Annotated in this window: 26 protein-coding genes; 11 read left to right on the forward strand and 15 right to left on the reverse strand. The window is 71.7% G+C overall.

What is annotated here, in order from left to right; translation table 11 throughout:
- Positions 1 to 8 precede the first annotated feature (8 nt).
- On the forward strand, positions 9 to 407 hold the full coding sequence (locus tag AC3WSN_RS12020; protein WP_192708908.1) for an Mth938-like domain-containing protein: 399 nt from the start codon (positions 9 to 11) through the stop codon (positions 405 to 407).
- The gene (locus tag AC3WSN_RS12025; RefSeq protein WP_492538205.1) at positions 407 to 1,285 is read left to right on the forward strand and encodes a phytoene/squalene synthase family protein; all 879 of its coding nucleotides are present in this window, start codon (positions 407 to 409) and stop codon (positions 1,283 to 1,285) included. Before AC3WSN_RS12020 ends, AC3WSN_RS12025 begins: the two co-directional genes overlap by 1 nt.
- Before the next feature lie 108 nt (positions 1,286 to 1,393).
- Here the strand turns inward: AC3WSN_RS12025 and AC3WSN_RS12030 are convergent, their stop codons facing one another.
- The 5 genes from AC3WSN_RS12030 to AC3WSN_RS12050 form a co-directional block, all read right to left on the reverse strand.
- A complete protein-coding gene (locus AC3WSN_RS12030) occupies positions 1,394 to 1,990 on the reverse strand; it encodes a protein-L-isoaspartate O-methyltransferase family protein (RefSeq protein ID WP_492543086.1) in 597 nt (198 codons plus the stop codon).
- Between the two features lie 62 nt (positions 1,991 to 2,052).
- Positions 2,053 to 2,817, reverse strand: a complete 765-nt coding sequence (gene surE, locus AC3WSN_RS12035) for a 5'/3'-nucleotidase SurE (protein ID WP_492538207.1) — start codon at positions 2,815 to 2,817, stop codon at positions 2,053 to 2,055.
- Positions 2,817 to 4,163 carry a serine--tRNA ligase gene (serS, locus tag AC3WSN_RS12040; protein ID WP_492543088.1) on the reverse strand — a complete coding sequence of 449 codons (1,347 nt, stop codon included), beginning with the start codon at positions 4,161 to 4,163 and terminating at the stop codon, positions 2,817 to 2,819. Before serS ends, surE begins: the two co-directional genes overlap by 1 nt.
- Before the next feature lie 252 nt (positions 4,164 to 4,415).
- Positions 4,416 to 4,781: a nuclear transport factor 2 family protein gene (locus tag AC3WSN_RS12045; RefSeq protein ID WP_192708911.1), complete on the reverse strand. Its 366-nt coding sequence runs from the start codon at positions 4,779 to 4,781 to the stop codon at positions 4,416 to 4,418.
- Positions 4,782 to 4,859: 78 nt separating this feature from the next.
- Entirely contained in the window at positions 4,860 to 5,303 is a 444-nt protein-coding gene (locus AC3WSN_RS12050; protein ID WP_492538209.1) for an OsmC family protein, read from the reverse strand.
- A 164-nt stretch (positions 5,304 to 5,467) separates the two neighbouring features.
- Here AC3WSN_RS12050 and AC3WSN_RS12055 point away from each other — a divergent pair, with 164 nt between their 5' ends.
- Positions 5,468 to 6,343 (forward strand): ATP-binding protein, encoded by an 876-nt coding sequence (locus AC3WSN_RS12055; RefSeq protein ID WP_492538211.1) that lies wholly within the window; start codon positions 5,468 to 5,470, stop codon positions 6,341 to 6,343.
- An 8-nt stretch (positions 6,344 to 6,351) separates the two neighbouring features.
- Here the strand turns inward: AC3WSN_RS12055 and dut are convergent, their stop codons facing one another.
- Entirely contained in the window at positions 6,352 to 6,822 is a 471-nt protein-coding gene (dut, locus tag AC3WSN_RS12060; protein ID WP_492538213.1) for a dUTP diphosphatase, read from the reverse strand.
- Entirely contained in the window at positions 6,819 to 7,700 is an 882-nt protein-coding gene (locus AC3WSN_RS12065; RefSeq protein ID WP_492538215.1) for an HpcH/HpaI aldolase/citrate lyase family protein, read from the reverse strand. Before AC3WSN_RS12065 ends, dut begins: the two co-directional genes overlap by 4 nt.
- 137 nt (positions 7,701 to 7,837) lie before the next feature.
- Between AC3WSN_RS12065 and AC3WSN_RS12070 the strand changes: the two genes are divergently transcribed.
- Genes AC3WSN_RS12070 through AC3WSN_RS12080 form a run of 3 tightly spaced genes read left to right on the forward strand, consistent with a single transcriptional unit; the run spans position 7,838 to position 9,880 of the window.
- Positions 7,838 to 8,599 (forward strand): DUF429 domain-containing protein, encoded by a 762-nt coding sequence (locus tag AC3WSN_RS12070; RefSeq protein ID WP_492538217.1) that lies wholly within the window; start codon positions 7,838 to 7,840, stop codon positions 8,597 to 8,599.
- A 54-nt stretch (positions 8,600 to 8,653) separates the two neighbouring features.
- Entirely contained in the window at positions 8,654 to 9,169 is a 516-nt protein-coding gene (locus AC3WSN_RS12075; protein ID WP_492538219.1) for an NUDIX hydrolase, read from the forward strand.
- A gap of 45 nt (positions 9,170 to 9,214) precedes the next feature.
- On the forward strand, positions 9,215 to 9,880 hold the full coding sequence (locus AC3WSN_RS12080) for a carbonic anhydrase (protein ID WP_492538221.1): 666 nt from the start codon (positions 9,215 to 9,217) through the stop codon (positions 9,878 to 9,880).
- A gap of 88 nt (positions 9,881 to 9,968) precedes the next feature.
- Here the strand turns inward: AC3WSN_RS12080 and AC3WSN_RS12085 are convergent, their stop codons facing one another.
- Positions 9,969 to 10,673, reverse strand: a complete 705-nt coding sequence (locus AC3WSN_RS12085; protein ID WP_492538223.1) for a DUF4142 domain-containing protein — start codon at positions 10,671 to 10,673, stop codon at positions 9,969 to 9,971.
- A 295-nt stretch (positions 10,674 to 10,968) separates the two neighbouring features.
- Between AC3WSN_RS12085 and AC3WSN_RS12090 the strand changes: the two genes are divergently transcribed.
- The 5 genes from AC3WSN_RS12090 to nudC all read left to right on the forward strand — a co-directional run bounded on the left by AC3WSN_RS12090 (position 10,969) and on the right by nudC (position 15,138).
- Positions 10,969 to 12,117, forward strand: coding sequence for an acyltransferase family protein (locus AC3WSN_RS12090; protein WP_492538225.1), 1,149 nt, complete (start codon positions 10,969 to 10,971; stop codon positions 12,115 to 12,117).
- 26 nt (positions 12,118 to 12,143) lie between these two features.
- Positions 12,144 to 13,007 carry a universal stress protein gene (locus AC3WSN_RS12095; RefSeq protein ID WP_492538227.1) on the forward strand — a complete coding sequence of 288 codons (864 nt, stop codon included), beginning with the start codon at positions 12,144 to 12,146 and terminating at the stop codon, positions 13,005 to 13,007.
- 113 nt (positions 13,008 to 13,120) lie between these two features.
- Entirely contained in the window at positions 13,121 to 13,714 is a 594-nt protein-coding gene (locus AC3WSN_RS12100; protein ID WP_492538229.1) for a hypothetical protein, read from the forward strand.
- A gap of 92 nt (positions 13,715 to 13,806) precedes the next feature.
- Positions 13,807 to 14,226, forward strand: coding sequence for an HIT domain-containing protein (locus AC3WSN_RS12105; RefSeq protein WP_492538231.1), 420 nt, complete (start codon positions 13,807 to 13,809; stop codon positions 14,224 to 14,226).
- Positions 14,227 to 14,235: 9 nt separating this feature from the next.
- The gene (gene nudC, locus AC3WSN_RS12110) at positions 14,236 to 15,138 is read left to right on the forward strand and encodes an NAD(+) diphosphatase (protein WP_492538233.1); all 903 of its coding nucleotides are present in this window, start codon (positions 14,236 to 14,238) and stop codon (positions 15,136 to 15,138) included.
- A gap of 150 nt (positions 15,139 to 15,288) precedes the next feature.
- Here nudC and cysG read toward each other — a convergent pair whose 3' ends face one another.
- The 7 genes from cysG to AC3WSN_RS12145 all read right to left on the reverse strand — a co-directional run bounded on the left by cysG (position 15,289) and on the right by AC3WSN_RS12145 (position 25,180).
- Complete coding sequence (gene cysG, locus AC3WSN_RS12115) at positions 15,289 to 16,761, reverse strand: siroheme synthase CysG (protein WP_492538235.1); 1,473 nt, start codon at positions 16,759 to 16,761, stop codon at positions 15,289 to 15,291.
- 203 nt (positions 16,762 to 16,964) lie between these two features.
- Complete coding sequence (locus AC3WSN_RS12120) at positions 16,965 to 19,661, reverse strand: nitrate reductase (RefSeq protein WP_492538237.1); 2,697 nt, start codon at positions 19,659 to 19,661, stop codon at positions 16,965 to 16,967.
- Positions 19,662 to 19,839: 178 nt separating this feature from the next.
- Positions 19,840 to 21,441, reverse strand: a complete 1,602-nt coding sequence (locus AC3WSN_RS12125) for a sulfite reductase subunit alpha (protein ID WP_492538239.1) — start codon at positions 21,439 to 21,441, stop codon at positions 19,840 to 19,842.
- A complete protein-coding gene (locus AC3WSN_RS12130; RefSeq protein ID WP_492538241.1) occupies positions 21,438 to 23,255 on the reverse strand; it encodes a NirA family protein in 1,818 nt (605 codons plus the stop codon). Before AC3WSN_RS12130 ends, AC3WSN_RS12125 begins: the two co-directional genes overlap by 4 nt.
- A 10-nt stretch (positions 23,256 to 23,265) precedes the next feature.
- Positions 23,266 to 24,534 (reverse strand): NAD(P)/FAD-dependent oxidoreductase, encoded by a 1,269-nt coding sequence (locus AC3WSN_RS12135; protein WP_492538243.1) that lies wholly within the window; start codon positions 24,532 to 24,534, stop codon positions 23,266 to 23,268.
- Positions 24,535 to 24,640: 106 nt separating this feature from the next.
- Positions 24,641 to 24,874 (reverse strand): hypothetical protein, encoded by a 234-nt coding sequence (locus AC3WSN_RS12140; protein ID WP_492538245.1) that lies wholly within the window; start codon positions 24,872 to 24,874, stop codon positions 24,641 to 24,643.
- Positions 24,875 to 25,018: 144 nt separating this feature from the next.
- On the reverse strand, positions 25,019 to 25,180 hold the full coding sequence (locus AC3WSN_RS12145) for a hypothetical protein (RefSeq protein ID WP_492538247.1): 162 nt from the start codon (positions 25,178 to 25,180) through the stop codon (positions 25,019 to 25,021).
- Positions 25,181 to 25,286: the final 106 nt, after the last annotated feature.

A 25,286-nucleotide genomic window follows, 5' to 3' on the forward strand; every position in this document is an offset into this window, starting at 1 on the left:
TTTCGGACATGGCCGAGCGGGAGACCCCGAAGAGCTTCGAGTCCGGCTTCGTGCCGGGCCGCCACATCATCGACACCTACGGCAATGGCGGCTTTCGCTTCGCCGGCATGTCCCATCGCGGCTCGATCCTGATGCTGCCCTCGGGGGTCCGCGCCTGGGACGTCACCGAGCCTCGGGCGATTGATCGGACGGCGCTCCGCCCGGTCCAGGCCGAGGCGGCGGGGATCGAGCTGCTTCTCGTCGGCACCGGCCTCGACATTGCGGCGATCGACCCGGCGCTGCGGGGCTGGCTCAAGGATTTCGGCGTCGGGCTCGACGTGATGCAGACCGGCGCCGCCGCCCGCACCTACAACATCCTCGTGGCCGAGAACCGCAAGGTCGCGGCCGCGCTGATCGCGGTGGCCTGATGCCGGAGGCCGACGGCAAGACGGCGGAGACCGGGCTCGCCTTCGCGCAGTCCCACTGCGAGGATCTCGTGCGGGCCGGCGACCCGGACCGCTACTACGCGACCCTGTTCGCCCCGGCCGCCGCCCGCCCCCACCTCTTCGCGCTCTACGCCTTCAGCCTGACCGTCGCGCGGGTGCGCGAGGCGGTGTCGGCCCCCATGGCCGGTGAGATCCGCCTGCAATGGTGGCGCGACGCCCTCCAGGGCGAGGCACGGGGCGACGTGCGGGCCAACCCGGTGGCGGCCGCCCTTGAGGAGGCGATCCGGGTGAACCGCCTCGGGCGCCAGCCCTTCGTCGACCTGATCGATGCCCGTGTGTTCGACCTCTACGAGGACCCGATGCCCCGGGTGAACGACCTGGAGGGGTATTGCGGCGAGACCGCCTCGGCCCTGTTCCGGCTGGCGAGTCTCGTGATCGCCAACGGTACCGAGCCGGGCGGCGCGGGCGCGGCCGGTCATGCCGGGGTGGCCTACGGGATCACCGGGCTCCTGCGCGCCCTGCCTTGGCACGCCCGCTCGGGGCAGGTCTACCTGCCGGCCGACATCCTCGGCCGCTACGGCGTCACCCGCGAGGACATCGTCACGGGCCGCGGCGGGCCGGGCCTGCGCCGGGCCTGCGCCGACCTGCGCGCCCTCGCCCGGCAGCACCTGAAGGCTTTCGAGGCGGCGCGCCCGACCATCGCGCCGTCGGCCGGGGCGGCGTTCCTGCCCGTAGCCCTGGTGGAGCCCTATCTCGCCGCCATGGAGCGGGCGTCCTACGACCCACTCAACACGCCCGTGGAGCTGCCGCGCTGGCGGCGGCTGTGGCGCCTCTGGCGGGCGGCGCGGCGGGTGAGATAGCCGCGGCTTCGGCGTCCTTGAGAGCGGAGCGAAGCAATCCAGCGGCGCCACGCCCATGGATGTCGCGCCGCTGGATTGCTTTGCTGCGCTCGCGATGTCGGAGCGTTGTCAGAGTACGCGCGCGAGCCCCGGGACCAGCGCCGCGAGACGGACCTGCGCGCCCAACTCCGCATCGGCCTCCGGCGAAGCCAGCACGGCGGCCCGGCAAAGCCCGTCGCCGCTAAGCCCCGTCACCAGCCGCCCGCCCGGTTCGAGGGCCGCGCGCCAGTGCGCCGGGATCGCCGCGACGCTGCCGTGGACCAGGATCCGGTCGAAGCCGCCATCGGGCAGTTCCGGGGCGAGCCCGTCCGCCCGGACGACATGCACCTCGGCGAGGGACGCCAGCTGTCGCGTCGCCATCCCGGCCAGCGTCGTGTAGCGCTCCAGGCTCAGAACCGCGCCGGCGCCGAGCTGGGCCAGCAACGCGGTCACGTAGCCCGAGCCCGTGCCGATCTCCAGGACGCGCTGACCCGGCTCGAGCCGCAGCAGCGCCAGCATCAGCGCCACCGTGGACGGTGCCGTCATCGACGCGCCGCAGGGCAACGGCAGGGCAATGTCGCGCCGCGCATGCTCCCGATGCGGCTGCGGCGCGAAGGCGTCCCGCGGCACCTGCTCCATGGCCCGCAGCACCGCGGTGTCCCGCAGGCCCCGGCCCCGAAGCGCCATCACGAAGGCCGCGTTGCCGGCAGCCGCCTCCAGGCTGCCCAGATCGATCGACGTCCGTTCGATCACCCGGCGAAGGCCTGCGCGAAGCGCGTCAGCGTCGGCTCGTCGGTGAGGTCGAGGCGCAGCGGCGTCACCGAGATCCGTTTCTCGGCGATGGCCTTGAGATCGGAGCCGTGGCCCGGCTCGAACCGCGCCTTGGCGAAGGCCAGCCAGAAATACGGGTTGCCGCGCCCGTCGACCCGCGCGTCGATCGACAGCAGCGCCTGGTTGCGGAAGCCCTGTGCGGCCACCGCGACGCCCCGCACCTCGGCCGGCTCGCAGTCCGGAAAGTTCACGTTGACCAGGATGCCGGGCTCGATCCCGGTCTCCAGGATCTTGCGGACGACCCTCGCGCCGTGCGTCCGGGCGCAGTCCCACTTGAGCGCGCCGCGCCCGCCGGCGCCGTAGGCTTGGCTGAGCGCGATCGAGCGGATCCCGAGGATCGTCCCCTCCATGGCGGCCGCGATCGTCCCCGAATAAGTCACGTCCTCGGCGACGTTCTGGCCGCGGTTGACCCCCGACAGGACGAGGTCCGGGCCGTGATCGCCCAGGATGTGACGCACGCCCAGGATCACGCAGTCCGACGGCGTGCCCTTCACGGCGAAGCGCTGCTCCGAAACCTGCCGCAGCCGCAGCGGGTCGTTGAGCGAGAGCGAGTGCGACACGCCGGACTGGTCGCTCTCCGGCGCCACGACCCAGACGTCGTCCGAGAGCTCCCGGGCGATCTCCTCCAGGGTACTGAGCCCCGGCGCGTGGATGCCGTCGTCGTTGGTGACCAGGATGCGCATCAGCGGGTGCCCTCGATCCGATTGAGCCCGCCCATGTAGGGGTGGAGCACCGACGGGATCGTGATGCTGCCGTCCGGGTTCTGGTAGTTCTCCATCACGGCGATGAGCGCGCGGCCGACCGCGACGCCCGAGCCGTTGAGGGTGTGGACATAGGCCGGCTTGCCGTCCTTGCCCCGGTAGCGGGCGTTCATCCGCCGTGCCTGGAAGTCGCCGCAGACCGAGCAGGACGAGATCTCGCGGTGGGTGCGCTGGCCCGGCACCCAGACCTCGATGTCGTAGGTCTTCTGGCTGGCGAAGCCCATGTCGCCGGTGCAGAGGGTCATCACCCGGTAGGGCAGATCGAGCTTCTTCAGCACCGCCTCGGCGCTGGACAGCATCCGCTCGTGCTCGTTGGCGGATTCCTCCGGCGTCGTGATCGAGACCAGCTCGACCTTGCTGAACTGGTGCTGGCGCAGCATGCCGCGGGTGTCCCGCCCCGCCGCCCCGGCCTCGGCGCGGAAGCAGGGGGTGAGTGCGGTGAAGCGCAGAGGGAGTTCTTCCTCGCGGAGGATCGACTCGCGCACGAGGTTCGTCAGCGGCACCTCGGCGGTCGGGACGAGCCAGAAATGCTCGTCGCTGACCGGCGCCGAGTCCGCGCCCGCCTGCCCCTGCAGCGCCTTGACGTAATCGAGGCCCTTGAAGACCGAGAACTGGTCGTCCTCGAACTTCGGCAGCTGCGCGGTGCCGAACATGGCGGCGTCGCGCACCAGCACCGGTGGCGCCACCTCCAGGTAGCCGTGCTCCTGCGTGTGCAGGTCGAGCATGAACTGGCCGAGCGCCCGCTCCAGCCGCGCGAGCTGGCCTTTGAGCACCACGAAGCGCGAGCCGGACAGCTTGGCCGCCGCCTCGAAATCCATCAGGCCGACGGCCTCGCCGAGCTCGAAATGCTCCTTGCCCTCGGTCAGCCGTTCGCGGGTGGAGGCGTGGCTGCGGTAGAGGACGTTGCCGTGCTCGTCCGCGCCTTCCGGCACGTCTGGCTTCGGCCGGTTCGGGATCGCGGCGAGCCGGTCGGCCAGGGTCTTGTCGGCCGCGTCCTGCGCGGCTTTCAGCTCGGGCTCGGCTTCCTTCAGGGCCGCGACCTCCGCCATCAGGGCGGCGGCACGGTCCTCGTCCTTGGCCTTCTTGGCGCCGCCGATCTCCTTGGCCAGCGCGTTGCGCCGCTCCTGATTGGCCTGCGCGGCCGAGACCGACGATTTCCGCGTCTCGTCGAGGGCGATCAGCTCGGCCGAGAGCGGCGCGAGGCCCCGGCGGGCGAGGTCGCGGTCGAAGGCGTCCGGGTTCTCCCGGATGGCGCGGATGTCGTGCATCGAGTCGGCTCGGGTCTTCTGCGCGGCGTCGAGCGCGCGGGCCCCGCTTTGCCGCATCGCGTCCGGTGGGACAAGCGCGGGTGTCGGACCGGTCCGACTCGGATCGGCATTCTCTCTCACAGTCATTCCGGGGCGCCGGGGGCGGGCCCGGAATCCAGAACCGCGACGCGCACCGGAACCTGGCGCGTTGGTGCGTCTGGACCCCGGGTTCCGCTGCGCGGCCGCGTGGTGACGAGGCCTATGAGCCGGCCGTCACGCCTTCGGCGGCGCGAGCTTGAGCTGGTCGATCGCCCAGAGCCACGTCCCGTCCGCCTGCTCGCGGGCGACCTCCACCGAGAACGCGCCCTTGGGCAGCTGCGCGAAGGTCATGGCGAGCGCGCCGTTGCGCAGGGGCGGCGGCGTTTCCGGCGCCGGGAAGTCGGATTTGCGCGCCAGCAGGTCGGCGTAGAAGGTCCGGATCTCGGCATGGCCGGTGGCGACCACGCGGCCGGCTGCCAGCACCGCGTCGGGTTCGTAGAGGGCGACGAGGCCCTCGACGTCGCCGGCATTGGCGCGTCGGTTGAACAGGGCGGCAAGCTCCTCGGGGGCGCGGGCGGGCTCTCGCGTCTGGTCCGACATGGCGTCTCCTCGTCCGGCCCTGGCGGCCGATTGATCCTGCGGAAATGCGCCGGGCCGCCGATTTTTCCCCGGCCTGGGTCATTTCAGGCGCGTCCCGTCGCGGTCCGTTACCGAGACGGCTACCGGGATCCCGGCCTTCACGCTCTCCGAAACGGTGCAGAACCGCTCGAACTGCTCCAGCACCCGGTCGATCCGGGGCATTTCGGCGGCGCCGGCCCCGAGCTGAATGTGGACGCCGATCCCGGTGACCCGCAGCCGCCCTTCGGCGTTGCGCTCCACCCGGCAGGACGCCTCGGCCGCCACACCCCGCGCCTCCTGGCGGAACTTGCCCAGGGCGAAGACGAGGCTGGCGCAGAGGCAGTTCGCGACCCCGGAGATCAGGAGCTGCTCGGGGAACGGCCCGGTCCCGCCGCCGATCGGCGGCGCCTCGTCGGTGATCAGCGCCGGCAGGGCCGAACCGAAATCCACCGTGAAGACGTAATCGGCGACCTGGGTGATCCGGATCGTCGGTCCTGTTTCCATCGTGCTCCCCGGCGTCATGGCGCCCACCCCGCCGGGAGACTCAACGCCCGATCCGGGTTCGCGTTCGGAAGACCTGCGTCATGCGTCCGGATACGGATGATTTCCCGGAATCTTCCCCGTAGAACCGGCCGCCTGACCGACCTGCACGCGAACCCCCCGATCCGATGACGAGCCCCGCGACCCTCGACACCCTGATGCCGCTCCTGGAGCGCATCGCCACCGCGCTGGAGCGGGCCGCGCCCGCAATCCCGCCGGCCTTCGACCCGAACGCCGCCGACGCCTTCCTGTGGGGCCCCGAGCGCCGGCTGACCCCGGTGCCGCAGGTCGCCCGCGTGGAGATGGGCCTGCTTACCGGCATCGACCGGGCACGCGACACCCTGGTGGAGAACACCGAGCGCTTCGCCCGCGGCCTGCCGGCCAACAACGCCCTGCTGTGGGGCGCCCGCGGCATGGGCAAGTCCTCGCTGGTCAAGGCGGCCCATGCCGAGATCAACGCCCGCCGGCCTGCCGGCAGCCTGCCGATGAAGCTCGTGGAGATCCACCGCGAGGACATCGAGGCGCTGCCGGACCTGATGGCCCTGCTGCGGCCGGACCCGCACCGCTGGCTCGTCTACTGCGACGACCTCTCCTTCGACGCCGACGACACCTCATACAAGTCGCTCAAGACGGCGCTCGACGGCGGCATCGAAGGGCGGCCGGGGAACGTGCTGTTCTACGCCACCTCGAACCGCCGGCATCTCCTCGCCCGCGACATGATGGAGAACGAGCGCTCGACGGCGATCAATCCCGGCGAGGCCGTGGAGGAGAAGGTCTCGCTTTCGGACCGTTTCGGCCTCTGGCTCGGCTTCCACAAGTGCAGCCAAGACGAGTACCTGGCGATGATCCGCGCCTATGCTGACCGCTACGGCCTCGCCGTCCAGCCGGAGCAGCTGCGCGCCGAGTCCCTCGAATGGGCCACCACCCGCGGCTCGCGCTCGGGCCGCACCGCCTTCCAGTTCACCCAGGATCTGGCGGGGCGGCTCGGCAAGACCCTCGACTGAGGGGCGGCCTAGCGCCCGCTCGATCCGAACCCGCCGGCGCCCCGGTCCGAGCCGGGGCCGGGCGCGCCCTCCAGCATGGTCAGCACCGGCCGGGTGATCCGGGTGAAGACGAGCTGCGCGATCCGCTCGCCCGGCTCGATCCGGACGGGCTCGGATTCGTCCCGATTCCAGGCGGAGACCATCAGCGGGCCCTCGTAATCCGCGTCGATCACGCCGGTGCCGTTGCCGAGCACAAGGCCCTCCCTGTGGCCGCGGCCCGAGCGGGGGAAGATCAGCCCGCACCAGGCGGGCTCGCGGATCAGCACGGCGAAGCCGGCGGGGATCAGGACCGACTTGCCCTGAGCCGGCAGGACCAGGGGCGCATCGAGGCAGGCATGCAGGTCAAGGCCTGCCGCGGCCGACGAGCCCCAGCGCGGGAAGCCCCAGCCCGGCAGGCGCGGGTCGAGCAGCCGCAGGCCGACCTCGGGCAGGTCGCTCACGCGGAGAGCCGCGCGATCGCCTCGGCCATGGCAAGCGTCCGCCGGGCCGCCTCGACGTGAAGGCGCTCGACCATCTTGCCGTCCACCGCGATCACGCCGCGCTCGCGGCTCTCCGGCGCGTCGAAGTCGCCCATCAGCCGCCGCGCCTGCGCGATCTCCTCGGCGTCCGGCCCGAAGGCCGCGTTGGCCGGGCCGATCTGGCTCGGGTGGATCAGCATCTTGCCGTCGAAGCCGAGGTCGCGCCCCTGCGCGCACTCGGCCTCGAACCCGGCCGCGTCGGTGAGGTCGGTAAAGACGCCGTCGATCGCCTCGATCTCGTAGGCTCGGGCGGCGGCCAGGACGTTCATCAACCAGGGCATCAGCGCGGCCCGCCCGGGCGGCCGGATCCGAGACGCCTTCAGCAGGTCGTTCGGGCCGATCACCAGGGCGCCGAGCCGCCCGTCCACGTCCCGGGCCGCGCCCGCAATCTCGGCGGCGTTCACCACCGCCATCGGCGTCTCGATCATCGCCCAGACCCGCGTCGCCAGCGGCGCGCCAAGGCGGCGCAGGCGCGAGCCCACGGCGATCAGCGCGTCGGAGGCGCGGACCTTCGGCACCAGGATCGCGTCCGGGGCGGCCGGCGCGAGCGCGACGAGGTCGGCCTCGCCGTCCTCGGTCTCGGGCGGGTTGATGCGGACCACGATCTCGCGCTGGCCGAAGCCCCTCGCCGCAACCGCGGCAGCGACCTGCGCGCGGGCCTGAGCCTTCACCGCGGGTGCGGTGCCGTCCTCAAGGTCGATCAAGATCACGTCGGCGGGCAGCGTCCGCGCCTTTTCCAGCGCCCGGGCGTTGGAGCCGGGCATCGCCAGCACGCTGCGGCGGGGACGGATCTCGCTCATCACGCTTCTCCCGGGGCTGCGGCGCCCGTCCGGGCGCGGATAGCTTTCCGCGCCCGGACGGGCAAGGCAGACAAGACCATCGCGGGCTTCGGGTTCCGGGCCAGAGGCGCGGCGCGGGACCGGCAGAGGGAGCGAGGATGGCGCGCTGGATCGCGGGGCTGGACGGTTGCCGGGGCGCCTGGGCGGGCGCCCTCATCGACGTTGACGATCCGGCTCGCCACCGCTGCGCCTTGTTCCCCGACGTCGCCGCGCTCCTCGACACGCCGGAACAGCCGCTGATCGTCGGAATCGACGTGCCGATCGGATTGCCCGACCGGATCTTCGGTGGCGGACGGTCCGCCGATCGCGCCGCCCGCGCGCGCCTGGGGCCGGCGCGCTCCTCGGTCTTCCCAATGCCGCCCCGCGCCGCGGTGTACGCGCCGGACTACGAATCCGCGAAGGCGGCCTCCCGCGCCGGCAGCGAGCCGCCCTTCGCGCCCTCGATCCAGGGCTTCAACATCTTCCGCTACGTCCGCGCGGTGGACACGCTCCTGCGGGAGCGCCCGGAGGCGCGCGACCGGCTCCACGAGGTGCACCCGGAGGTCGCGTTCCACGCGCTCAACGGCGACCGGCCCCTCGGCCTGCCCAAGAAGGGCCGGAACGCGCAGGCGGGTCTCGCCCTGCGGCGGACCCTCCTGGCTGCCGCCGGCCTGCCCGCTGCGCTGATCGCCGGCCGGGTCAAAGGTGTCCCGGAGGATGACCATCTCGACGCCCTCGCGGCGCTGGTCGTCGCCCGCGACTTTCTCGACGGCTGCGCCGTGCCGCTGCCGGCGCGGCCGGAGCGCGACGCGCATGGGCTGCCGGTGGTGATCTGGGCGCCGGCCTCACGGGCGGACGATCGAACCCCGCCGGAACAGTGATCATTTGCACCATACCGGTGTTCATCGCGAACCGCGCGCGCTAGCTCAGCCGCCATGAGCGCAGAAACCCCGCTTCCGATCCGTCATATTGCCCGGGCGATCGTCCTCGATCCGCAGGACCGGATCCTGCTGATCGCCTACACGTCGGTCCACGCCAAGGGTCCGGACGGGGCGCCGCTCCGGTTCTGGTTCATGCCCGGCGGCGGTCTGGAGCCCGGCGAGGACCACGTCACCGCCTGCCGGCGCGAGCTCGAGGAGGAGATCGGCCGCGCCGACGCGACCATCGGCCCGCAGGTCGCCGCCTGCGACGGGCCGTTCCACCTGTTCCGCCAGTCGCGTGACGCGCGCGAGCGCTACTTCCTCGTCCGCCTGCCGGACGACCGGGTCGATACCAGCCGCCTCGCCGAGACCGAGGACAACCCCCTGATCGGCACGCGCTGGTGGCCGCTCGATGAACTGCGCGCCAGCGGCGAGCGCGTCGAGCCCGTGGGCCTCGCCGAGCTTGCAGCCGAAGTCGCGAGCGGGACTATTCCGGTCCAGCCGCGCGTTCTGAGTTGGCAGGATCCTTGAGTTCCACTCCGCGCAACGCGGAATCCTCTAACCGGAGACCAATTGATGTTCCCCATCTACCTGACTGAAGGGTACCGGTCCTTCCTGCAGGATCGCTTCCCGACGGAGCGCCGCCGCTTCGCGCAGCTCGCTTCCAGCCAGAATCCCGAGATCCTGATCATCAGCTGCTGCGACAGCCGTGTCTCGCCCAGCGCGATCTTCAATGCCGGTCCGGGCGAGCTGTTCACGATCCGCAACGTCGCCAACATCGTGCCGGTCTACCAGCCCGACGGGCAGTACCACGGCACCTCGGCGGCTCTGGAATTCGCCGTCCAGGCGCTGGAGGTGAAGCATATCGTCGTGCTCGGCCACGCCACCTGCGGCGGCATCAAGGCCTACGCCAACAAGGCCAAGCCGCTCTCCCCGGGCGACTTCATCGGCAAGTGGGTCTCGCTCGTGGGGCAGGCCGAGTCCAAGGCGGGCGATCCCGACGCGCCGGACTACCTGACCAAGCTGGAACTCGCCGTCGTCAAGCAGAGCATCGAGAACCTGCTGACCTTTCCGTTCGTGAAGGAGCGGGTCGACGACGGCCGGATCGAGCTCCACGGCGCCCATTTCGGCGTGGCCACCGGCTCGCTGCTGGTCTGCGATCCGACGACCGGCGAGTTCAAGCCGCCGCTCGACACTGCCGGGTTGGCGGTCCGTTCGGTCGCCGCCATCGCGTGCGACTGAGCGCGACGCGGACATAAAAAAAGGCGGCGGGCTCGCACCCGCCGCCGATCGGCCCGGCGCGAAGCCGGGCCTTGTGCCGGATCGTGTCTTACATCGCGCCCGGCAGACGCTGGGCCATCTGGAGGTGCATCTGCAGGGCCGGCAGGGCCTGCTGGGCGTAGTTGCGCAGGGCCGGGTTCGGGCCGCCCTGGGCGTAGGCCTGGGTCATCGCCAGGCTCATCTGATGCGCCTGGATCTGCTGGGTCGCGTACAGGCGATCGAACCGCGCGCCGGCCGGGGCGGCCGACAGCTCCGACAGCATCGCCTGCTGCTCGGGGTTCGGCGGCACGATGGTGGAGGCGCCGGTGGCCATGACCTCGCCACGACCGATCTGGCTGCCCGCTGCGGCACCGCGCGCTGCGCCCGCACCCGCGCCCTCGAGGCCGCCGACCGGGCCGCCCGACAGGGTGCCGTCGACCACGCCGGTCGCCGCGCCGACACCGGCGCCGACCGCGCTGCCCGCTACAGCGACAGGGGCGGTGATCAGGCCGCCGAGGCCCGGATCGCCGGCCGCCATGGCGCCGGTCTGGCCGCCGGCGAGGGCGACGTTGGCGGCGCGATGGTCACGCAGCACTTCCTGGGCGTAGGAGCGGATCCGCGGATTGCGCGACTTGGACAGCGCGATCTGCGAGGACTGGATCTCGAATGCGTTCGCCTGCATCGACTGGACGCGGAAGTCGTTGGCGCTCTGCGCGAGAGCCGGCGTCGACAGCGCCAGGACGAGCGCGGAGGCAGCAGCATAATTCTTGAGCATCGGAACCTCTTGTCAAAGTGGACGCGCGAACGGGCATGGTACGCTGCACGCGGAGATCGCAGACCTCACGCCGGCGCGTTCGCGAATTGGTGCGTCAACGAGGCCATCGGCTTATGGTTCCTGCTGTTTTTGCTTCGCGCCAGGCAGGATCTACGATGGATTGGCGGCCTTGGAGACACGTGTCACCGACCAACCAGGGTGATGGATTTCGGGCTCGCTCCCGGCGCGCCGCAATGACGGCGCGATCGTCCAACCTCGGACGGGCGGCTCGTCGCGACCGGGCCGCGGCCGCTACATGAGCCTCGTCGCCGTCCAGATCCTGCGCGCCGCGGCGGCGCTGATGGTGGTGTGGCACCACGCGCGGCACGAGGCCGGGCTGCTCGCCGGGCGCGGCGCCGGCCCGGCCCTCGACCCCGGCACGCTGCTGCCCTGGTGGGGCGGGGTCGATCTGTTCTTCGTGATCTCCGGCCTTGTCATCGTCCTGGCGGCCGGGCGCCTGTTCGGGCAGCCGGGCAGCCGGGGGCGCTTCCTGGCGCACCGGGTCGCCCGGGTGGTGCCGCTTTACTGGCTGGTGAGCCTCGCCTATCTCGGCCTCGCCCTCGCCCGCCCGGAGCTTCTCGGCGAGGCCGCCGCGCTGGCCCATGATCCCGGGGCGCTCGTCGCCGGGTTCCTGTTCTGGCCGGCGGCCCGGCCCGACGGCACCGTCCAGCCCCCCTACGGCCTGGGTTGGACCCTGAACTACGAGGCCTTCTTCTACGTCCTCTTCGCGGCCGGACTCGGCTTCGGCCGACGCGGCGCGGTGGCTTGGCTGGTCCTGGTCCTGGCGCTTCTGGTTGCCGCCGGGAGACTCATGCCCGACCTGCCGGTGCCGCTGCGCTTCTGGGCGGATCCAATCGTGCTGGAATTCGCGGCCGGCGCCGGCCTCGCCCTCGCCTATCGCAACGGATTCCAGCCTGGGCTGCCGGTCCGCCTCGTCCTCGCGGCCCTCGGCACCCTGGGTCTTGTCCTGGCGGCCCGCTGGCTTGCCGGCCTGGACGGGGCCGACGGGTTCCTCCGCCCGCTGCTCGTCGGCGTGCCGGCGGCGCTGCTGGTGGCGGCCGCGCTCGGGCCGGAGCGCGACGCCGCGCAGGTCTCACGCCTGCCGGCCGCGGTGCGGGGCCTCGTGATCCTCGGGGACGCGTCCTACGCCCTCTATCTCGTGCATCCCTTCGCGCTGCGCCTCGTCCGCGAGGCGCTGCTCCGGCTCGGCCTCGCGCCGGCCGTGCACCCCTGGGGCGGGATGGCCCTGATGCTCGCGGGCAGCGTCGCGGCCGCCCTGCTGGTCCACCGCCTCGTCGAGCGGCCGCTTACCCGGTGGGCCCGGTCCCGTCTCGATCCAGGCGACGCGCAAAACCGTGTGCGCGCCGTGCCGTGCCCGGTTCCACAGAGCGGCCGCCCGGATTAGCCTCGTCCCCCGAGGAGGACGCTGCCATGAAGACGCTGCTCGTACCCGTCGCAATGCACGACGCCCTGCCCTCCGTGTTCGAGACGACCCGGCTGGCGGCTTCGCGCTTCGGCAGCCTGATCGAGGGCGTGTCCCTGCGTCCTGCGTTGGCCGAATACGTGCCGGTCGACATGGTCGGGGGCATGACGTGGCTGCGCGACGAGGAGGCCGACCGGGCCGAGGCCGAGGAGGCGGGTGGCCGCTTCGTCGCCTTCATGGATGCGGCCGGCATTCCCCGGCATGCCCGTGACGGGCTGTGCATTCCGGAGCGGGTCGCGGAGGCCGGACCGCGCTTTCGCTGGCGGCAGGACGTGCCGACCGGCGACGCCTTCCTCGGCCAGTACGCGCGGCTGTTCTCGGCCACCGTGGTCGGCCGTCCGGGCACCACCGACAACGCGCCGCGCATGACCACCTTCGAGACCGCCCTGTTCGAGAGCGGCCGGCCGATCCTGCTCGCGCCGCCGACCCCGCCGGCGAGTCTCGGCGATGCGATCCTGATCGCCTGGAACGGCTCCACCGAGACCGCCCGCGCCGTCGCCTTCGCGATGCCGTTCCTGCGGAAGGCGCAGCGGGTGCTGGTGCTCAGCGTCGAGGGCGGCATGGTGCCGGGCCCGACCGCGCAGGATCTGGCCCAGGCGCTGGCCTGCGAAGGCGTGGACGCGTCCCACCGGGCGCTGCCGGCCGGTCGGCGCGCGCCCGGCGAGACCTTCCTCACCGAGGCGCAGGCCTTCGGCTGCGACCTGCTGATCAAGGGCGCCTACACCCAGAGCCGCCTGCGCCAGATGATCTTCGGCGGTGTCACCAGCCACGTGCTCGCCCACGCCGACATGCCGGTCCTGATGGCGCATTGACGGCCCCGACCTTGAGCGGCGGCCATCGGGGATGGCACGCCTGCGACCGGGAACCGGGCGTGGCGCCTGACGTTCGGCTCCCGGACCTGAGCGACAAGGAGCCCGTGAGCCCTGTGAAACGCCTTCTCCTTGCCCCCGTGCTGGCCTTGGCCGCCACGGCCGCCGTCCGCGCCGAGCCGATTTCACCCCGGTTCCGCGGCACAATCATCCGGGCCGAGGCCGACCGTCTGGAGATCCGGCGGTCCAGCGGCAGCACCCTCACCCTGCGGATGGGGCCGCGGACCCGGATCTACGCGGTGAACCAGTCGAGCCTGTGGTCGATCAAGCCGGAGAGCTACGTCAGCGTGGTCGGTGCGCCCGGATCGGAGCCCCAGCGCGCCACGGCGGTGACGCTGTACTCGCCGTCCGAGCGGGGCTTCGAGGCGGGAAGCCAACCCTGGGACACCGCCCCCGGCGCGAGCCTGACGGCCGGCTGGGTGACCGACCTGCAGGCCGGATCGCCCCTGCGGGTGGCGCTGTCCTACACCGGCGGCCGATCCGCCTTCGAAGTCCCGCGCGACACGCCGGTCACCCAGCTGTCGCCAGGCGAGAAGGCGCTGCTCGAACCCGGTGCGGCCGTGACCATCTTCGCCCGGTCCGCTCCGGACGGATCGCTCGACGCCGGCACGATCGCGGTCGGGCGTCAGGGCGTCGTGCCGGGCCTCTGACCGGGCCGGCCCCGGCGCCGCGCGTGGGCTGCGTCACCGTTCCGGCGAACGGACCGCGCGCCGCGGTCGAAGCTGCGCTACATCGGTCACCGATGAGCGACTCGGTCTTCACCCTCGATCCGCGCCTGGCCGCCGACACCGTCGAGGTCGGCGACCTCGCCCTGTGCCGCGTGCTGCTGATGGACGATGCCCGGTTTCCCTGGCTGATCCTCGTGCCGCGCCGTCCGGATCTCGTCGAGATCACCGATCTTTCAGAGTCGGACGCGCAGGCGCTCTGGCAGGAGACCCGCATCGCCGTCGGCGTGATGCAGGCCCTGTCCCGGCCCGACAAGGTGAATGTCGGGGCTCTCGGCAACGTCGTGGCGCAGCTTCACGTCCATGTCGTCGGACGCTTCCGCTCGGACCCGGCCTGGCCCGGACCGGTCTGGGGCGTCGGGACCCGCACGCCCTACCCGCTTCACGCCCGCGCGCAGCTCATCGAGCGCGCCGGCGCCCTGTTCTCGGCGGCCTGAACGAAACGCATGACCGATCCCCGCGACACCCTCGGCTTCGTCCGGAACCGTCTCGATCGGCATTCGGCCGAGCAGCCCGAGGAAGCGGTTCCCGCCCTCGACGCGCCGGAGGCGCGCCTGGTCCTGCTCTGCGGCGACCGGCTCGTCCTGCGCGGCGCGACGGCCCTTATCGATCCCGCCGACGCGGCGGGCCTGACCGACGGGATGCGGATCTTCCTGGGGCATCGGGACGGGCAGCCGGTCTTCGCCGCCGCGGCGCCGGCCGAGGCCGCGGAGCGGTTCGCCGACGACGGGATCCGCACCCTCGACCTGCGTTCGATTGCCACCGAATCCATCGTGGAGGCGGAGGAACTCGGGCTTTTGGCCGTGGCCAAGTCGATGCTCGACTGGCATGCCCGTCACGGCTTCTGTGCCAATTGCGGCACCGTCACCGCGGTGAAGGCCGGCGGCTTCCGGCGCGAGTGCCCGAACTGCAGCGCCCACCACTTCCCGCGGGTCGACCCGGTGGTGATCATGCTGGTGCGCCGAGGCGACGCCTGCCTGCTCGGCCGCGGGCCGCATTTCCGGCCGCACATGTATTCCTGCCTCGCGGGCTTCCTGGAGCCCGGCGAGACGATCGAGGACGCGGTCCGCCGCGAGGTGTTCGAGGAGACGCGGATCCGCGTCGGCGCGGTCACCTACCGGACCTCGCAGCCCTGGCCGTTCCCGTCGTCTCTGATGCTCGGCTGCGCCGCCGAGGCCCTCGACGGCGCCATCGTCACCGATCCGAACGAACTTGAGGATGCCCGCTGGTTCGATCGCGCGGCCGTCGCCGCGATGCTGGACGGCACCCATCCCGAGGGGATCCAGGCGCCGCCGCCCATGGCGATCGCCAATTACCTGATGCGCGCCTTCGTGGCCGGCGAGACCTGAGCCAGCTTCGGTCGATGATTACGGCGCTGCCGTCCTTGCGAGCGGCGCGAAGCAATCCAGGCGGCGCGACGCTGACCGATGTCGCGCTGCCCTGGGTCACGTCGCTCCGCCTGGTGAGGGCGTCGCGGGTGGCCTTCGGCGAGAGCAGGTTCAGACCGCCACGCGATTCTGCTCTGCCTGGGCTGGAAGCGCGCCCCGCATCTCGGAGAAGGCTTCGCCCACCATCAGCAGGGCCGGCCCGTCGAGCCCCGCCGCCTCGACCCGGTCGGCGAGATCGATCGCCGTGCCGCGCAGCGCCGTCTGGTTCGGGCGCGTTGCGTTGAAGACGAGGAGCGCCGGCGTCGTGGGCGCCAGCCCCTCCGCGACCGCGCGGGCGAGCAGCGCTCGCAAGGTACGCTTGGGCATGTAGACGACGGTCGTGACGCTGGGATCGGCCAGCGCACCCCAGTTCAGATCGTCGGGCAGCGCCCCGCGTCGGTCGTGGCCGGTGACGAACTGGAGGCGGCGCGCGGCATCGCGGTGGGTCAGCGATACGCCGAGAGCCGCCGCGGCGCCCTGCGCGGCCGAGACACCGGGCACCACGGTCACCGGGATGCCGGCGGCGCGGCAGGCCTCGATCTCCTCGCCGGCCCGGCCGAAGACCAGCGGGTCGCCGGATTTCAGCCTCACCACCTGCTTGCCGGAGCGGGCGAGCTGCACCATCAGCGCGTTGATGTCGTCCTGCCGGCAGGACGGGCCGTGGCCGGTCTTGCCCACCAGCATGGTGCGGGCCTCGCGGCGGGCGTAATCGAGGATCTCCGGGGCGACGAGGTCGTCGTACAGGATCATGTCGGCGTTGCGCAGCGCCCGCAGGGCCTTGAGCGTGAGGAGTTCCGCGTCACCGGGGCCGGCGCCGACCAGGGTGACCGCCCCGCCCTTCGGAGCCGCTTCGGTCTCGCCGAGCAGCTCGGCGAGGTCGGTTTCCGTCGGTCTCCGGTCGGGTTCCGCGAAGGCGCGGTCGGTGAAGCGCTCCCAGAAGGCCCGGCGCTCGGCGAACCCGTGGAAGCGCGCGGTGACGCCGTCCCGCCAGTCGCGGGCGGCGCCCATCCAGCGGGCGAACCCGCGGGGCAGCATCGCCTCGATCCGGGCGCGCACGGTCTGGCCGAAGACCGGGGCGGCGCCCTCCGTCGAGATGCCGACCACCAGCGGTGACCGGTTGACGATGGCGCCGAACTTCACGTCGCAGAGATGCGGCCGGTCGACCGCGTTGACGATGGCGCCGGCCCCGCGCGCCGCCGCCACGAAGGCGACGCACTCGGCCTCGTCCTCCATAGCGCCGATGCAGAAGGCCGCACCCCAGAGGTCGTCGGGGCTCCAGGCGCGTTCGTGCAGCACCACCTGCCCGTCGACGATCTCGCCCGGCACGGCGCGCAGCTCCTCGCTGGGCTCGGGGGCGTAGACGTCGACATGGGCCCCGGTCGCGGCGAGGACCTTCACTTTCCAGGGCGCGCCGCCGGAGGAGCCGGCCAGCACCACCCGCTTGCCGCGCAGGGGCACGAAGACGGGCAGCACCGCCAGCGGCTCCAGGCCAGCAGCCTTGGTCTCGCGGGGTGCGCGGGCGGCGCGCAGGGGAGTCTCGGTCACGGGCCTGTCCTGAATCGTCCTCGGTCGGTCCGTCCCGTCCGTCCCCTCATCCTGATGTGCTGCGCAGCAGCCTCGAAGGAGGGCTCCAGGGATCGCGCGGCCGGCTGGAGGGCTCCTTCAAGGCCCGCCGACGCGGGCGCCTCGGGATGAGGGGATCGGATGGGATCACCCGGTCCGTCCTCTCCGGTGAGTGTATCAGAAAATCACGCGGCGCGGGCGGTCTGCCCGACCAGCATCTTGCGGATCTCAGGGATGCAGGAGCCGCAATTCGTGCCGGCCTTGCAGGAGGCGCCCACGGCCTCCACGGAGCCGGCGCCCTCGGCGATGGTCGCGGCGATCACGTCGGCGCCGACGCCGTGGCAGGCGCAGACCACCGGCCCCGCCGAGGCCGTCGCCGCGCGGCCCGAGAGCAGCGCCCGTCGCGCCGCGGCCTCCGGCTCCTCGGCGGCGAACAGCGCTTTCGCCGCCTCCCAGTCGGGCTGCGCCTCCGTGGGTCCGTAGGCGAGACAGGCGACGAGCCGGGAGCCGTCGTAGACGGCGCAACGGTAGCGGTCCCGGGCGTGGTCGGCATACTCGGCCAGATCGCCGCCCGGGAGCGCGCCGCTCTGGATCAGTCCGCGGATCATCAGCGCGACGGCACGGGAACTCGCCTCGGTGGCGAATTGCAGGCCCCAGCCGCCCGTGACCGCCGCCCGCGCCCACCACCAGCCGTCGGGCAGCGCCACCTGCTGCCGCGACAGCAGGAAGCCCCTGGCCCGGTAGGCGACCGGCGCGATGGCGACCGGGGTCGCCTTCAGCTCGGGTTGTCCGGACACCGGGTCCGGCACGCCGCGCACCAGCGCGCCGACCCGAGCCTGCGACGCGAAGGCGCCGCCCCAATGCATCGGCATGAACAGGCTGCCCGGCACCACCGTGTCGGTGACCATCACCTCCAGCTCGGCTTCGCCGTGCTCGGTGGTCAGACGGGCGATCCCGCCATCCGTGAGCCCTTGGATCGCCGCGTCGTCCGGATGCACCTCGACGAACGGAACGGCCCGGTGCGCCGACAGGCGCTGGCTCTTCCCGGTGCGGGTCATCGTGTGCCAGTGGTCGCGCACCCGACCGGTGTTCAGCACGAAGGGGAACGCCTCCGAGACCGACTGGGCGAGGCCCGGCGGCTGCACGGCCACGAAGCGAGCGCGCCGGTCGAAGGTGTAGAACCGGCCGTCGCCGAACAGGCGCGCCTTGCCCTGCGGCGCGCCCCGGAAGCCGGAGCGCTTCGGGATCGGCCATTGCACCGGCAGGGTCGCGTCGTAGGCGGCGTCGCCGATGTCCGCGAGTGCGCCGAGGTCGAAGTCGCGGGTGCCGTTGTTCTCGTAGGCCGAGAGCCCGGCATGCTCGCGGAAGATCGCCGCGGCGGAGTCGAACGCGAAGGCCCGGCCGTGCCCGAGCCGGCGACCGACATCGGCCAGCACCGCCCAGTCGGGCCTCGCTTCGCCGGGGCTCTTCAGGAAGCGGCGCTGGCGCGAGATCCGGCGCTCGGAATTTGTGACAGTGCCGTCCTTCTCGCCCCATGCCTGAGCGGGCAGCAGCACAGTGGTCCTGGCCCGGCCCCTTGCGGTGTCGGAATCCGACACCGCCTCGGACACCACGTAGAGATCGAGGCCGGCGAGCGACTCGCGGATCGCGTCGGCCCGCGGCATCGAGACCAGCGGGTTGGTGCCCATCACCCAGAGGGCCTTGATCTTGCCCCGGGCGATCGCCTCGTAGAGCGCCACCGCCTTCATGCCCTCGCCGGTGATGATCCGCGGGGCGCCCCAGTAGCGTCGCACCCGGTCCACCTCCTCGGGGGTGAAATGCATGTGGGCGGCCAGCATGTTGGCCAGCCCCCCGACCTCGCGCCCGCCCATGGCGTTGGGCTGTCCGGTCAGGGAGAACGGCCCCATCCCGGTCTCGCCGATGCGGCCGGTGATCAGGTGACAGTTGATGATGCTGTTGCCCTTGTCGGTGCCCTGCGCCGACTGGTTCACCCCCTGCGAGAAGGCCGTGACCACCCGGCGCGTGCCGGCGAACAGGGCGTAGAAGGCCGCGATGTCGGCCTCCGGCACGCCGGTGACCGCGGCGACCGCTGCGAGATCCGGCGCGATCTGGCGGGCGCGGTCGAGGGCGCCGTCGAGCCCGGCCGTATGGGCATCGATGAAGGCGCGGTCGCGAAAACCGTTGTCGGACAGGTAGACGAGGAGGCCCGAGAACAGGGCGGTGTCGGTGCCCGGCCGGATGCCGAGGAACAGGTCGGATTCCTGCGCGGTCTGAGTCCGGCGCGGGTCGATAACCACGAACTTGGTGCCGCGGCGCTCCTTGGCGTCGGCCATGCGGCGGAACAGGATCGGGTGGCACCAGGCCGTGTTGGAGCCGACCAGCAAGATCAGGTCGGCCTCGTCGAGATCCTCGTAGCAGCCCGGGACCGTGTCGGAGCCGAAGGCCCGGCGGTGGGCCGCGACCGCGCTCGACATGCACAGCCGCGAATTGGTGTCCACGTGCGGCGTGCCGATGAAGCCCTTCGCGAGCTTGTTGGCGACGTAGTAATCCTCGGTGAGGAGCTGGCCCGAGAGGTAGAAGGCGATCGCGTCCGGCCCGTGCTCGTCCGCCACCGCGCGGAGCTTGCCCGCGACCGTGTCGAGCGCCGCGTCCCACGAGACTTGGGCGCCGTCGACCTGCGGGTGGAGCAGGCGGTTCTCCAGCGACAGGGTCTCGCCCAGCGCCGAGCCCTTCGAGCACAGGCGGCCGAAATTGGCCGGGTGTTCGCCATCGCCCGCGATCGTGGCGCCGCCCTGCCCGTCCGGGGTCGCGAGCACGCCGCACCCGACCCCGCAATAGGGGCAGGTGGTCCGAACCGTCGGCGCCGCCACTGGCTGGGTCATGGCTCGAATCCTCGAAGGGTCGTTCCGGGCTGGAGCAAGCTTCGCGCCGCCACTTCCCCTCCCTTTTGTGGGGAGGGGCTAGGGATGGGGATGGTGCAGAAGGCACCGCCCGAGCCCCATCCTGCGCCACCCTCACCTCCGGCTCCTCCCCACAAGGGGAAGGAGAGCACGTCGCGGTTCAGTACACGTCGGCCTGATACCGGCCGGCTTTCTTGAGCGCCGCGAGATACGCCACCGCGTCCTCCGGGCTCTTGCCGCCGAACTGCGCCGCCACGTCGATGATCGCCCGCTCGACGTCCTTGGCCATGCGCTTGGCATCGCCGCAGACGTAGAAATGCGCGCCGCCCTCGAGCCACTTCCACAGCTCGGCGCCGTTCTCGCGCATCCGGTCCTGGACGTAGGTCTTCTCCGTGCCGTCCCGGGACCAGGCCAGGGACAGGCGGGTGAGCACCTTGTCGTCCTTCAGCTTGGTCAGCTCGTCCTTGTAGAAGAAGTCGCTGGCCTGCCGCTGGTGGCCGTAGAACAGCCAGTTGCGGCCGGGCGCCTGCGTGGCGGCGCGCTCGCGCAGGAAGGCCCGGAACGGCGCGATGCCGGTGCCGGGGCCGCACATGATCACGTCCTTCGACAGGTCAGCCGGCAGCCCGAAGCCGTGCGCCTTCTGGAGATAGACCTTCACCCTGGTCTGCTCCGGCAGGCGCTCGCCCAGGTGGGTGGAGGCGACGCCCAGCCGCAGTCGCGAGCGGTGGTTATAGCGCACCGCGTCCACGGTCAGCGACACGCGGCCGACATCCATCTTCGGCGAGGACGAGATCGAGTAGAGCCGCGGCTGCAGCTCATCGAGCGCCTCGAGGAAGACCTCGGCGTCGGGCCGCGCGCCGGGGAACTTGTGCAGCGCGCCGAGCACGTCGAGATAGGCGGCGTCGCCGTCCGGATCCTCGCCGGAGGCGAGCGCCTGCGCCTTCTTGCGCGCCGCGCCCGAGGTGAGCAGCGATAGGAGCTGGTAGAGGTTGTCGGGCGCCGCGCCGAGCGCGTAGTTGATCAGCAGGTGCTCGCGCAGGGTTTTTTCCCCGATCACCCGCTCGGGGCGGGCGCCCAGCTCCGCGATCACCGCGTCCACCAGCGCCGGGGCGTTGGCGGGGAAAAGGCCAAGCGAGTCGCCAACCTCGTACTGGATCGGCGTGCCGTCCAGCCCGATCTCGATGTGCCACGTCTCCTTCTCGCCGCCCGGATCGTTGAGCCGGCGGCGGGACAGGAACAGCGCCTCGACCGGGTTCTCGCGGCAATAGCCCAGCGGACCGAGATCGGCCGCCTTCGGGGCGTCGTCGTCCGCGTTTGGCGCGGCAGGGGTGCCTCCGGCGGCGCCGAACTCCTCGTCCAGCTTCTTGAGCATGCGCAGGGTCTCTTTGCCGCCGGGCTGGCAAAGGTTCAGGCGCGCTTCGTTCTTCAGGAAGATCGCGTTGGCGTAGTCGGCGCAGTTGTAGCCGCACTGGCCGCAATCCTGCTGGGCCATGGCGGCCATCAGCTTCTGCGGCTCGGGACGGTCCTTGGCCATCGCCATCCGGTCGCCGATCGGCACGGAGGGGTCGTGCCAGGGCGCATCGTCGTTGTCGGCGAGCTTCGGGCCGGTCGCGGGTGCATCGCCGGGGGCCAGCGCCGTGGCACCCGCGACGGAGGGCCCGAGCAAGGCCGCGAAGTAGCCCGAGAGCCAGGCGCGCTGGTCCTCGTTGAAGGGCGCGGTCTCGGGGATCAGGACGAGGGGGGGCGAGACGTGCTGGGTCATGCGGCGGCCTTCAGGGCGGGCTGGTCCTCGGCGGCGTCGCGGAGCGCCTCCGCGCCGGTACGGCTTGTGAAGGCCTGGAAGCTTTCCTCAGGCCCCTGTCGCAGGGCGAGGTAGGCGCGCAGAAGCGCCTCGACGCGGGAGGGCGCATCCTCGGCTTTGACGGATTTCCAGATCTCGGTGCCGATCTTCGGGTTCTCGGCGAAGCCGCCGCCGACCACGACGTCGTAGCCTTCGACGGTGTCGCCCTCCTCCGACACGACGACCTTGGCGCCGATCAGACCGATATCGCCGATGTAGTGCTGGGCGCAGCTGTGGTGGCAGCCGGTGAGGTGGACGTTCACCGGCACGTCGAGGTTCGGCAGCGCCTGCTCGATGTGGTCGGCGATGATCAGGGCGTGACCCTTGGTGTCGGAGGCCGCGAACTTGCAGCCGCGGGCACCGGTGCAGGCCACGAGGCCGGAGCGGATGCCCGCCGCCTTCGTGGTCAGGCCGAGCGCGTCCACGCGGGCTTCGACTTCCGCCACCTTGGCGTCCGACACGCCCGAAAAGATGAAGTTCTGCCAGACGGTGAGGCGGATCTGGCCGTCGCCGCACTCGGCCGCGATCTTGGCGAGCGCCCGCACCTGATCGCTGGTCATCTTGCCGACCGGCAGGACCACGCCGATCCAATTGAGACCCGGCTGCTTCTGGGCGTGAACGCCGACATGGGCGAAGCGGTCGGTGGCCTTGCGCGGCGCGACGTGCTCCGGCGCGACCCGGTCGAGCTTGCGGCCGAGCTTGTCCTCGACGGCGGCGAGGTACTTGTCGAAGCCCCAGGCGTCGAGGACGTACTTCATCCGGCTCTTGTTGCGGTTGGTCCGGTCGCCGTTCTCGATGAACACCCGGATGATCGCATCCGCCACGGCGTTGCACAGCTCGGGCTTCAGCACGATGCCGGTGTCGCGGGCGAGGTCGCGGTGGCCCGAGATGCCGCCGAGGACGAGGCGCATGTAGATCCCCGGCGGCACGGCGGCGCCGTCCAGCACCTCCACGGCCTGGAAGCCGATGTCGTTGGTCTCCTCGAGCGTCGGCATCACGCCGCTGCCGTCGAAGGCGACGTTGAACTTCCGCGGCAGGCCGTAGAGCGAGCGGTCGTTCAGGATCCAGTTGTGCCAGGACTTGGCGAGCGGGCGCGTGTCCAAGAGCTCCTGCGCGTCGATGCCGGCGGTGGACGAGCCGGTGACGTTGCGGATGTTGTCGGCCCCCGCGCCCTGGGCGGTCAGCCCGATATCGGTCAGCCCGTCGAGGAAGGGCTGGGCGTGCTCGGGGCTGATCTCGCGCACCTGCAGGTTCGCCCGGGTCGTCACGTGGACGTAGCCGCCGCCATGCTGGTCGGCGAGGTCGGCGACGCCCGCGAACTGCCAATGGTGCAGGATCCCGTTCGGGATCCGCATCCGGCACATGTACGAGACTTGGTTCGGCGCGACCCAGAACATCCCGTGGTAGCGCCAGCGGAAATTGTCCTCCGGCTTCGGCTGCTTACCGGCGGCGGCCTCCTGGATCAGGCGGTTGTGGCCGTCGAACGGATTCTCGGCGCGCTTCCACTTCTCCTGCTCGCAGAGCTTGCCGCCATCCTTGACGGTCCGGTCCTGCGCCTTGATGTGGATCGCGTCCGGGCCGGTGGGCTCGGCCGGCGGTGCGGCCGCGCCGGCCCCGCCCGTGGTGAGGCCGCCGGTCAGCCGGACGGCGGCGATGCCGGAAGCGAAGCCTTCGAGGTAGCGCTTCTGCTCGGCCTCGAACGCGCCCGCGGCGCCCTGGGTGGTGGTCTCGGACATCCGCGCCTCCTCAAGCAGCGAGCGGCTCGGGCACGGGGCGCCCGAACATCAAGTCGTCCACGCTCTCGATCGGATCGCCGGAGCGGATCAGGCCCTTGCAGGCGCCCTGCTCGGCGATGTCGCCGACGAATACCGCGCCGATCAGCCGGCCCTCGCGCACGAGCAGTTTGCGGTAGAGACCGGCACCGGGATCGGAGAGCACGATCGCCTCGGCATCGTCGGGCGTATCCACGATCCCGGCCGAGAAGACCGGCAGGCCCGACACCTTCAGGCTCGTGGACAGAGCCGTCCCCCGGTACTCGGCCGGATGACCGGCGAGATGGCGGGCCAGCGTCTCGGCGTGCTCATAGGCGGGCTCGACCAGGCCGTAGATCTGGCCGCGGTGCTCGGCACACTCGCCCAGCGCGAAGATGCGCGGATCCGAGGTCGTCATCCGGTCGTCGACCGCGATGCCGCGACCGATCGTCAGCCCGGCCGCCTGCGCCAGCGCCACCGAGGGGCGCACGCCAACGGACATCACCACCAGATCGGCCGGGAGAACGGTACCGTCGGCCAGGACGAGGCGCTCGACGCGGCCATCCCCCTCGATCCGATCGGTGTCGGCCTTGAGGATGACCCGCACGCCGCGCGCCTCCATGGCGCGCTTCACCAGCCCGGCGGCGTGGTGATCGAGCTGGCGCTCCATCAGCCGGTCCATGACGTGGAGCAGGGTCGTGTCGACCCCGAGGCGCGCGAGCCCGACCGCGGCCTCAAGGCCCAGCAAGCCGCCGCCGATGACGATGGCGCGGGCGTGTTGGACGGCGGCCTTCCGGATCGCCGCGACGTCGGCGAGGTCGCGGAAGGTGATGACGCCGGGAAGGTCCATGCCGGGCTTCGGCAGGCGGATGGGAAGGGATCCGACTGCGAGCACCAGCTTGTCGAACGGGAGGACGTGGGTCTCGCCCACGATCACCAGCCCGCTCTCCCGGTCGATCCGCGTCACCGGCGCGCCGGTGATCAGGCGAATGCCGTGAGCTGCGTACCAGTCGAGGTTGCGGAACGCGCAGGCCGCCTCGTCGACCTCGCCTCCGAGCAGCGAGGAGAGCAGGACCCGGTTGTAGGCGGCAGTCGGCTCGGCGCCGATGCAGGTCACGTCGTAGCGGCCGGGGGAGCCCTCGGTCAGGCGCTCCAGAAAGCGCAAGGACGCCATGCCGTTGCCGACCACGACGAGCCTCTCGCGCGGTGGACCGGGTTCGGCGCCCGTATCAGGAACGCGGGTGTGCGTAGGAGATGTCGCCATCGCTCGATCGCGTGTTGGAACCTCGGATGCAGGATCGTTGGCGGACCGCCACGAAAAAGCCGCTGCCGGTCGTCTCTCGGCAGGGGGCTGCCTCAGGAGAACCGGATCAGCGGCCTCGCTGACGGCGCTGTCCGTCGCCGTTGACGGACAGCGAGAAGCAAGCAGGCTTCGTGCCAAGCAGGATCAGCCCCGCCAAACCCCTCAGGGTACGGGGAAAAATTCGATCACTGCTGCGGATGGATGCGGCGCGGCTCTGCACGATGCGCTGCACAAAAAACAGGCGCGCGGCGGCCCAATCGGCAGGCGACGAGCTCGGGATGCGGTTTGGGATGCGCGTCACGGCCCGGACTCCGCCGTGGCTCGGGCGCCCTCGCACACGTTGCCAGTACAGGCCTTGGCGGCTTGACGGCGGCCCAGACTATACGGGCCGAATCTCGCATCACCCGCTACTGGGGTGAGAGATCGCCCGGCCGGTCAGGCGGCTTCAGATCAGCGAGGACAGCATCGCCAGCAGGCCCAGCGTCGGCATCACGCCAGCTGCCAGAACCCAGTACCACGCGTGGCCGATACCGGGACGGCGGTTGTCGTTACCCGCTCGGGGCGGCTTGGCGCCCCGGCAGACGTAGCGTCGAAGCTCGACCCGCATTTGCGGATGCGACGACGACGATCCAGTATCGAGCTTGCGGCATCCGGGCATGGCGGAGACACAACGGGCAACTCCGCCCGACGTTCCAGCATTTGCGGGCCCGCCG

The sequence above is a fragment of the Methylobacterium sp. FW102-HT35C08 genome (genome assembly GCF_058790235.1).

What these genes read in the sequence shown, in the direction of transcription:
- AC3WSN_RS12020 (WP_192708908.1), top strand. Translation starts at nt 9, where the DNA reads ATGGCCGAGCGGGAGACCCCGAAGAGCTTCGAGTCCGGCTTCGTGCCG.
- AC3WSN_RS12025 (WP_492538205.1), top strand. Translation starts at nt 407, where the DNA reads ATGCCGGAGGCCGACGGCAAGACGGCGGAGACCGGGCTCGCCTTCGCG.
- AC3WSN_RS12030 (WP_492543086.1), bottom strand. Translation starts at nt 1,990, where the DNA reads ATGGCGCTTCGGGGCCGGGGCCTGCGGGACACCGCGGTGCTGCGGGCC.
- surE (WP_492538207.1), bottom strand. Translation starts at nt 2,817, where the DNA reads ATGCGCATCCTGGTCACCAACGACGACGGCATCCACGCGCCGGGGCTC.
- serS (WP_492543088.1), bottom strand. Translation starts at nt 4,163, where the DNA reads ATGCACGACATCCGCGCCATCCGGGAGAACCCGGACGCCTTCGACCGC.
- AC3WSN_RS12045 (WP_192708911.1), bottom strand. Translation starts at nt 4,781, where the DNA reads ATGTCGGACCAGACGCGAGAGCCCGCCCGCGCCCCCGAGGAGCTTGCC.
- AC3WSN_RS12050 (WP_492538209.1), bottom strand. Translation starts at nt 5,303, where the DNA reads ATGGAAACAGGACCGACGATCCGGATCACCCAGGTCGCCGATTACGTC.
- AC3WSN_RS12055 (WP_492538211.1), top strand. Translation starts at nt 5,468, where the DNA reads ATGACGAGCCCCGCGACCCTCGACACCCTGATGCCGCTCCTGGAGCGC.
- AC3WSN_RS12065 (WP_492538215.1), bottom strand. Translation starts at nt 7,700, where the DNA reads ATGAGCGAGATCCGTCCCCGCCGCAGCGTGCTGGCGATGCCCGGCTCC.
- AC3WSN_RS12070 (WP_492538217.1), top strand. Translation starts at nt 7,838, where the DNA reads ATGGCGCGCTGGATCGCGGGGCTGGACGGTTGCCGGGGCGCCTGGGCG.
- AC3WSN_RS12075 (WP_492538219.1), top strand. Translation starts at nt 8,654, where the DNA reads ATGAGCGCAGAAACCCCGCTTCCGATCCGTCATATTGCCCGGGCGATC.
- AC3WSN_RS12080 (WP_492538221.1), top strand. Translation starts at nt 9,215, where the DNA reads ATGTTCCCCATCTACCTGACTGAAGGGTACCGGTCCTTCCTGCAGGAT.
- AC3WSN_RS12085 (WP_492538223.1), bottom strand. Translation starts at nt 10,673, where the DNA reads ATGCTCAAGAATTATGCTGCTGCCTCCGCGCTCGTCCTGGCGCTGTCG.
- AC3WSN_RS12090 (WP_492538225.1), top strand. Translation starts at nt 10,969, where the DNA reads ATGAGCCTCGTCGCCGTCCAGATCCTGCGCGCCGCGGCGGCGCTGATG.
- AC3WSN_RS12095 (WP_492538227.1), top strand. Translation starts at nt 12,144, where the DNA reads ATGAAGACGCTGCTCGTACCCGTCGCAATGCACGACGCCCTGCCCTCC.
- AC3WSN_RS12105 (WP_492538231.1), top strand. Translation starts at nt 13,807, where the DNA reads ATGAGCGACTCGGTCTTCACCCTCGATCCGCGCCTGGCCGCCGACACC.
- nudC (WP_492538233.1), top strand. Translation starts at nt 14,236, where the DNA reads ATGACCGATCCCCGCGACACCCTCGGCTTCGTCCGGAACCGTCTCGAT.
- AC3WSN_RS12120 (WP_492538237.1), bottom strand. Translation starts at nt 19,661, where the DNA reads ATGACCCAGCCAGTGGCGGCGCCGACGGTTCGGACCACCTGCCCCTAT.
- AC3WSN_RS12125 (WP_492538239.1), bottom strand. Translation starts at nt 21,441, where the DNA reads ATGACCCAGCACGTCTCGCCCCCCCTCGTCCTGATCCCCGAGACCGCG.
- AC3WSN_RS12130 (WP_492538241.1), bottom strand. Translation starts at nt 23,255, where the DNA reads ATGTCCGAGACCACCACCCAGGGCGCCGCGGGCGCGTTCGAGGCCGAG.
- AC3WSN_RS12135 (WP_492538243.1), bottom strand. Translation starts at nt 24,534, where the DNA reads ATGGCGACATCTCCTACGCACACCCGCGTTCCTGATACGGGCGCCGAA.
- AC3WSN_RS12145 (WP_492538247.1), bottom strand. Translation starts at nt 25,180, where the DNA reads ATGCGGGTCGAGCTTCGACGCTACGTCTGCCGGGGCGCCAAGCCGCCC.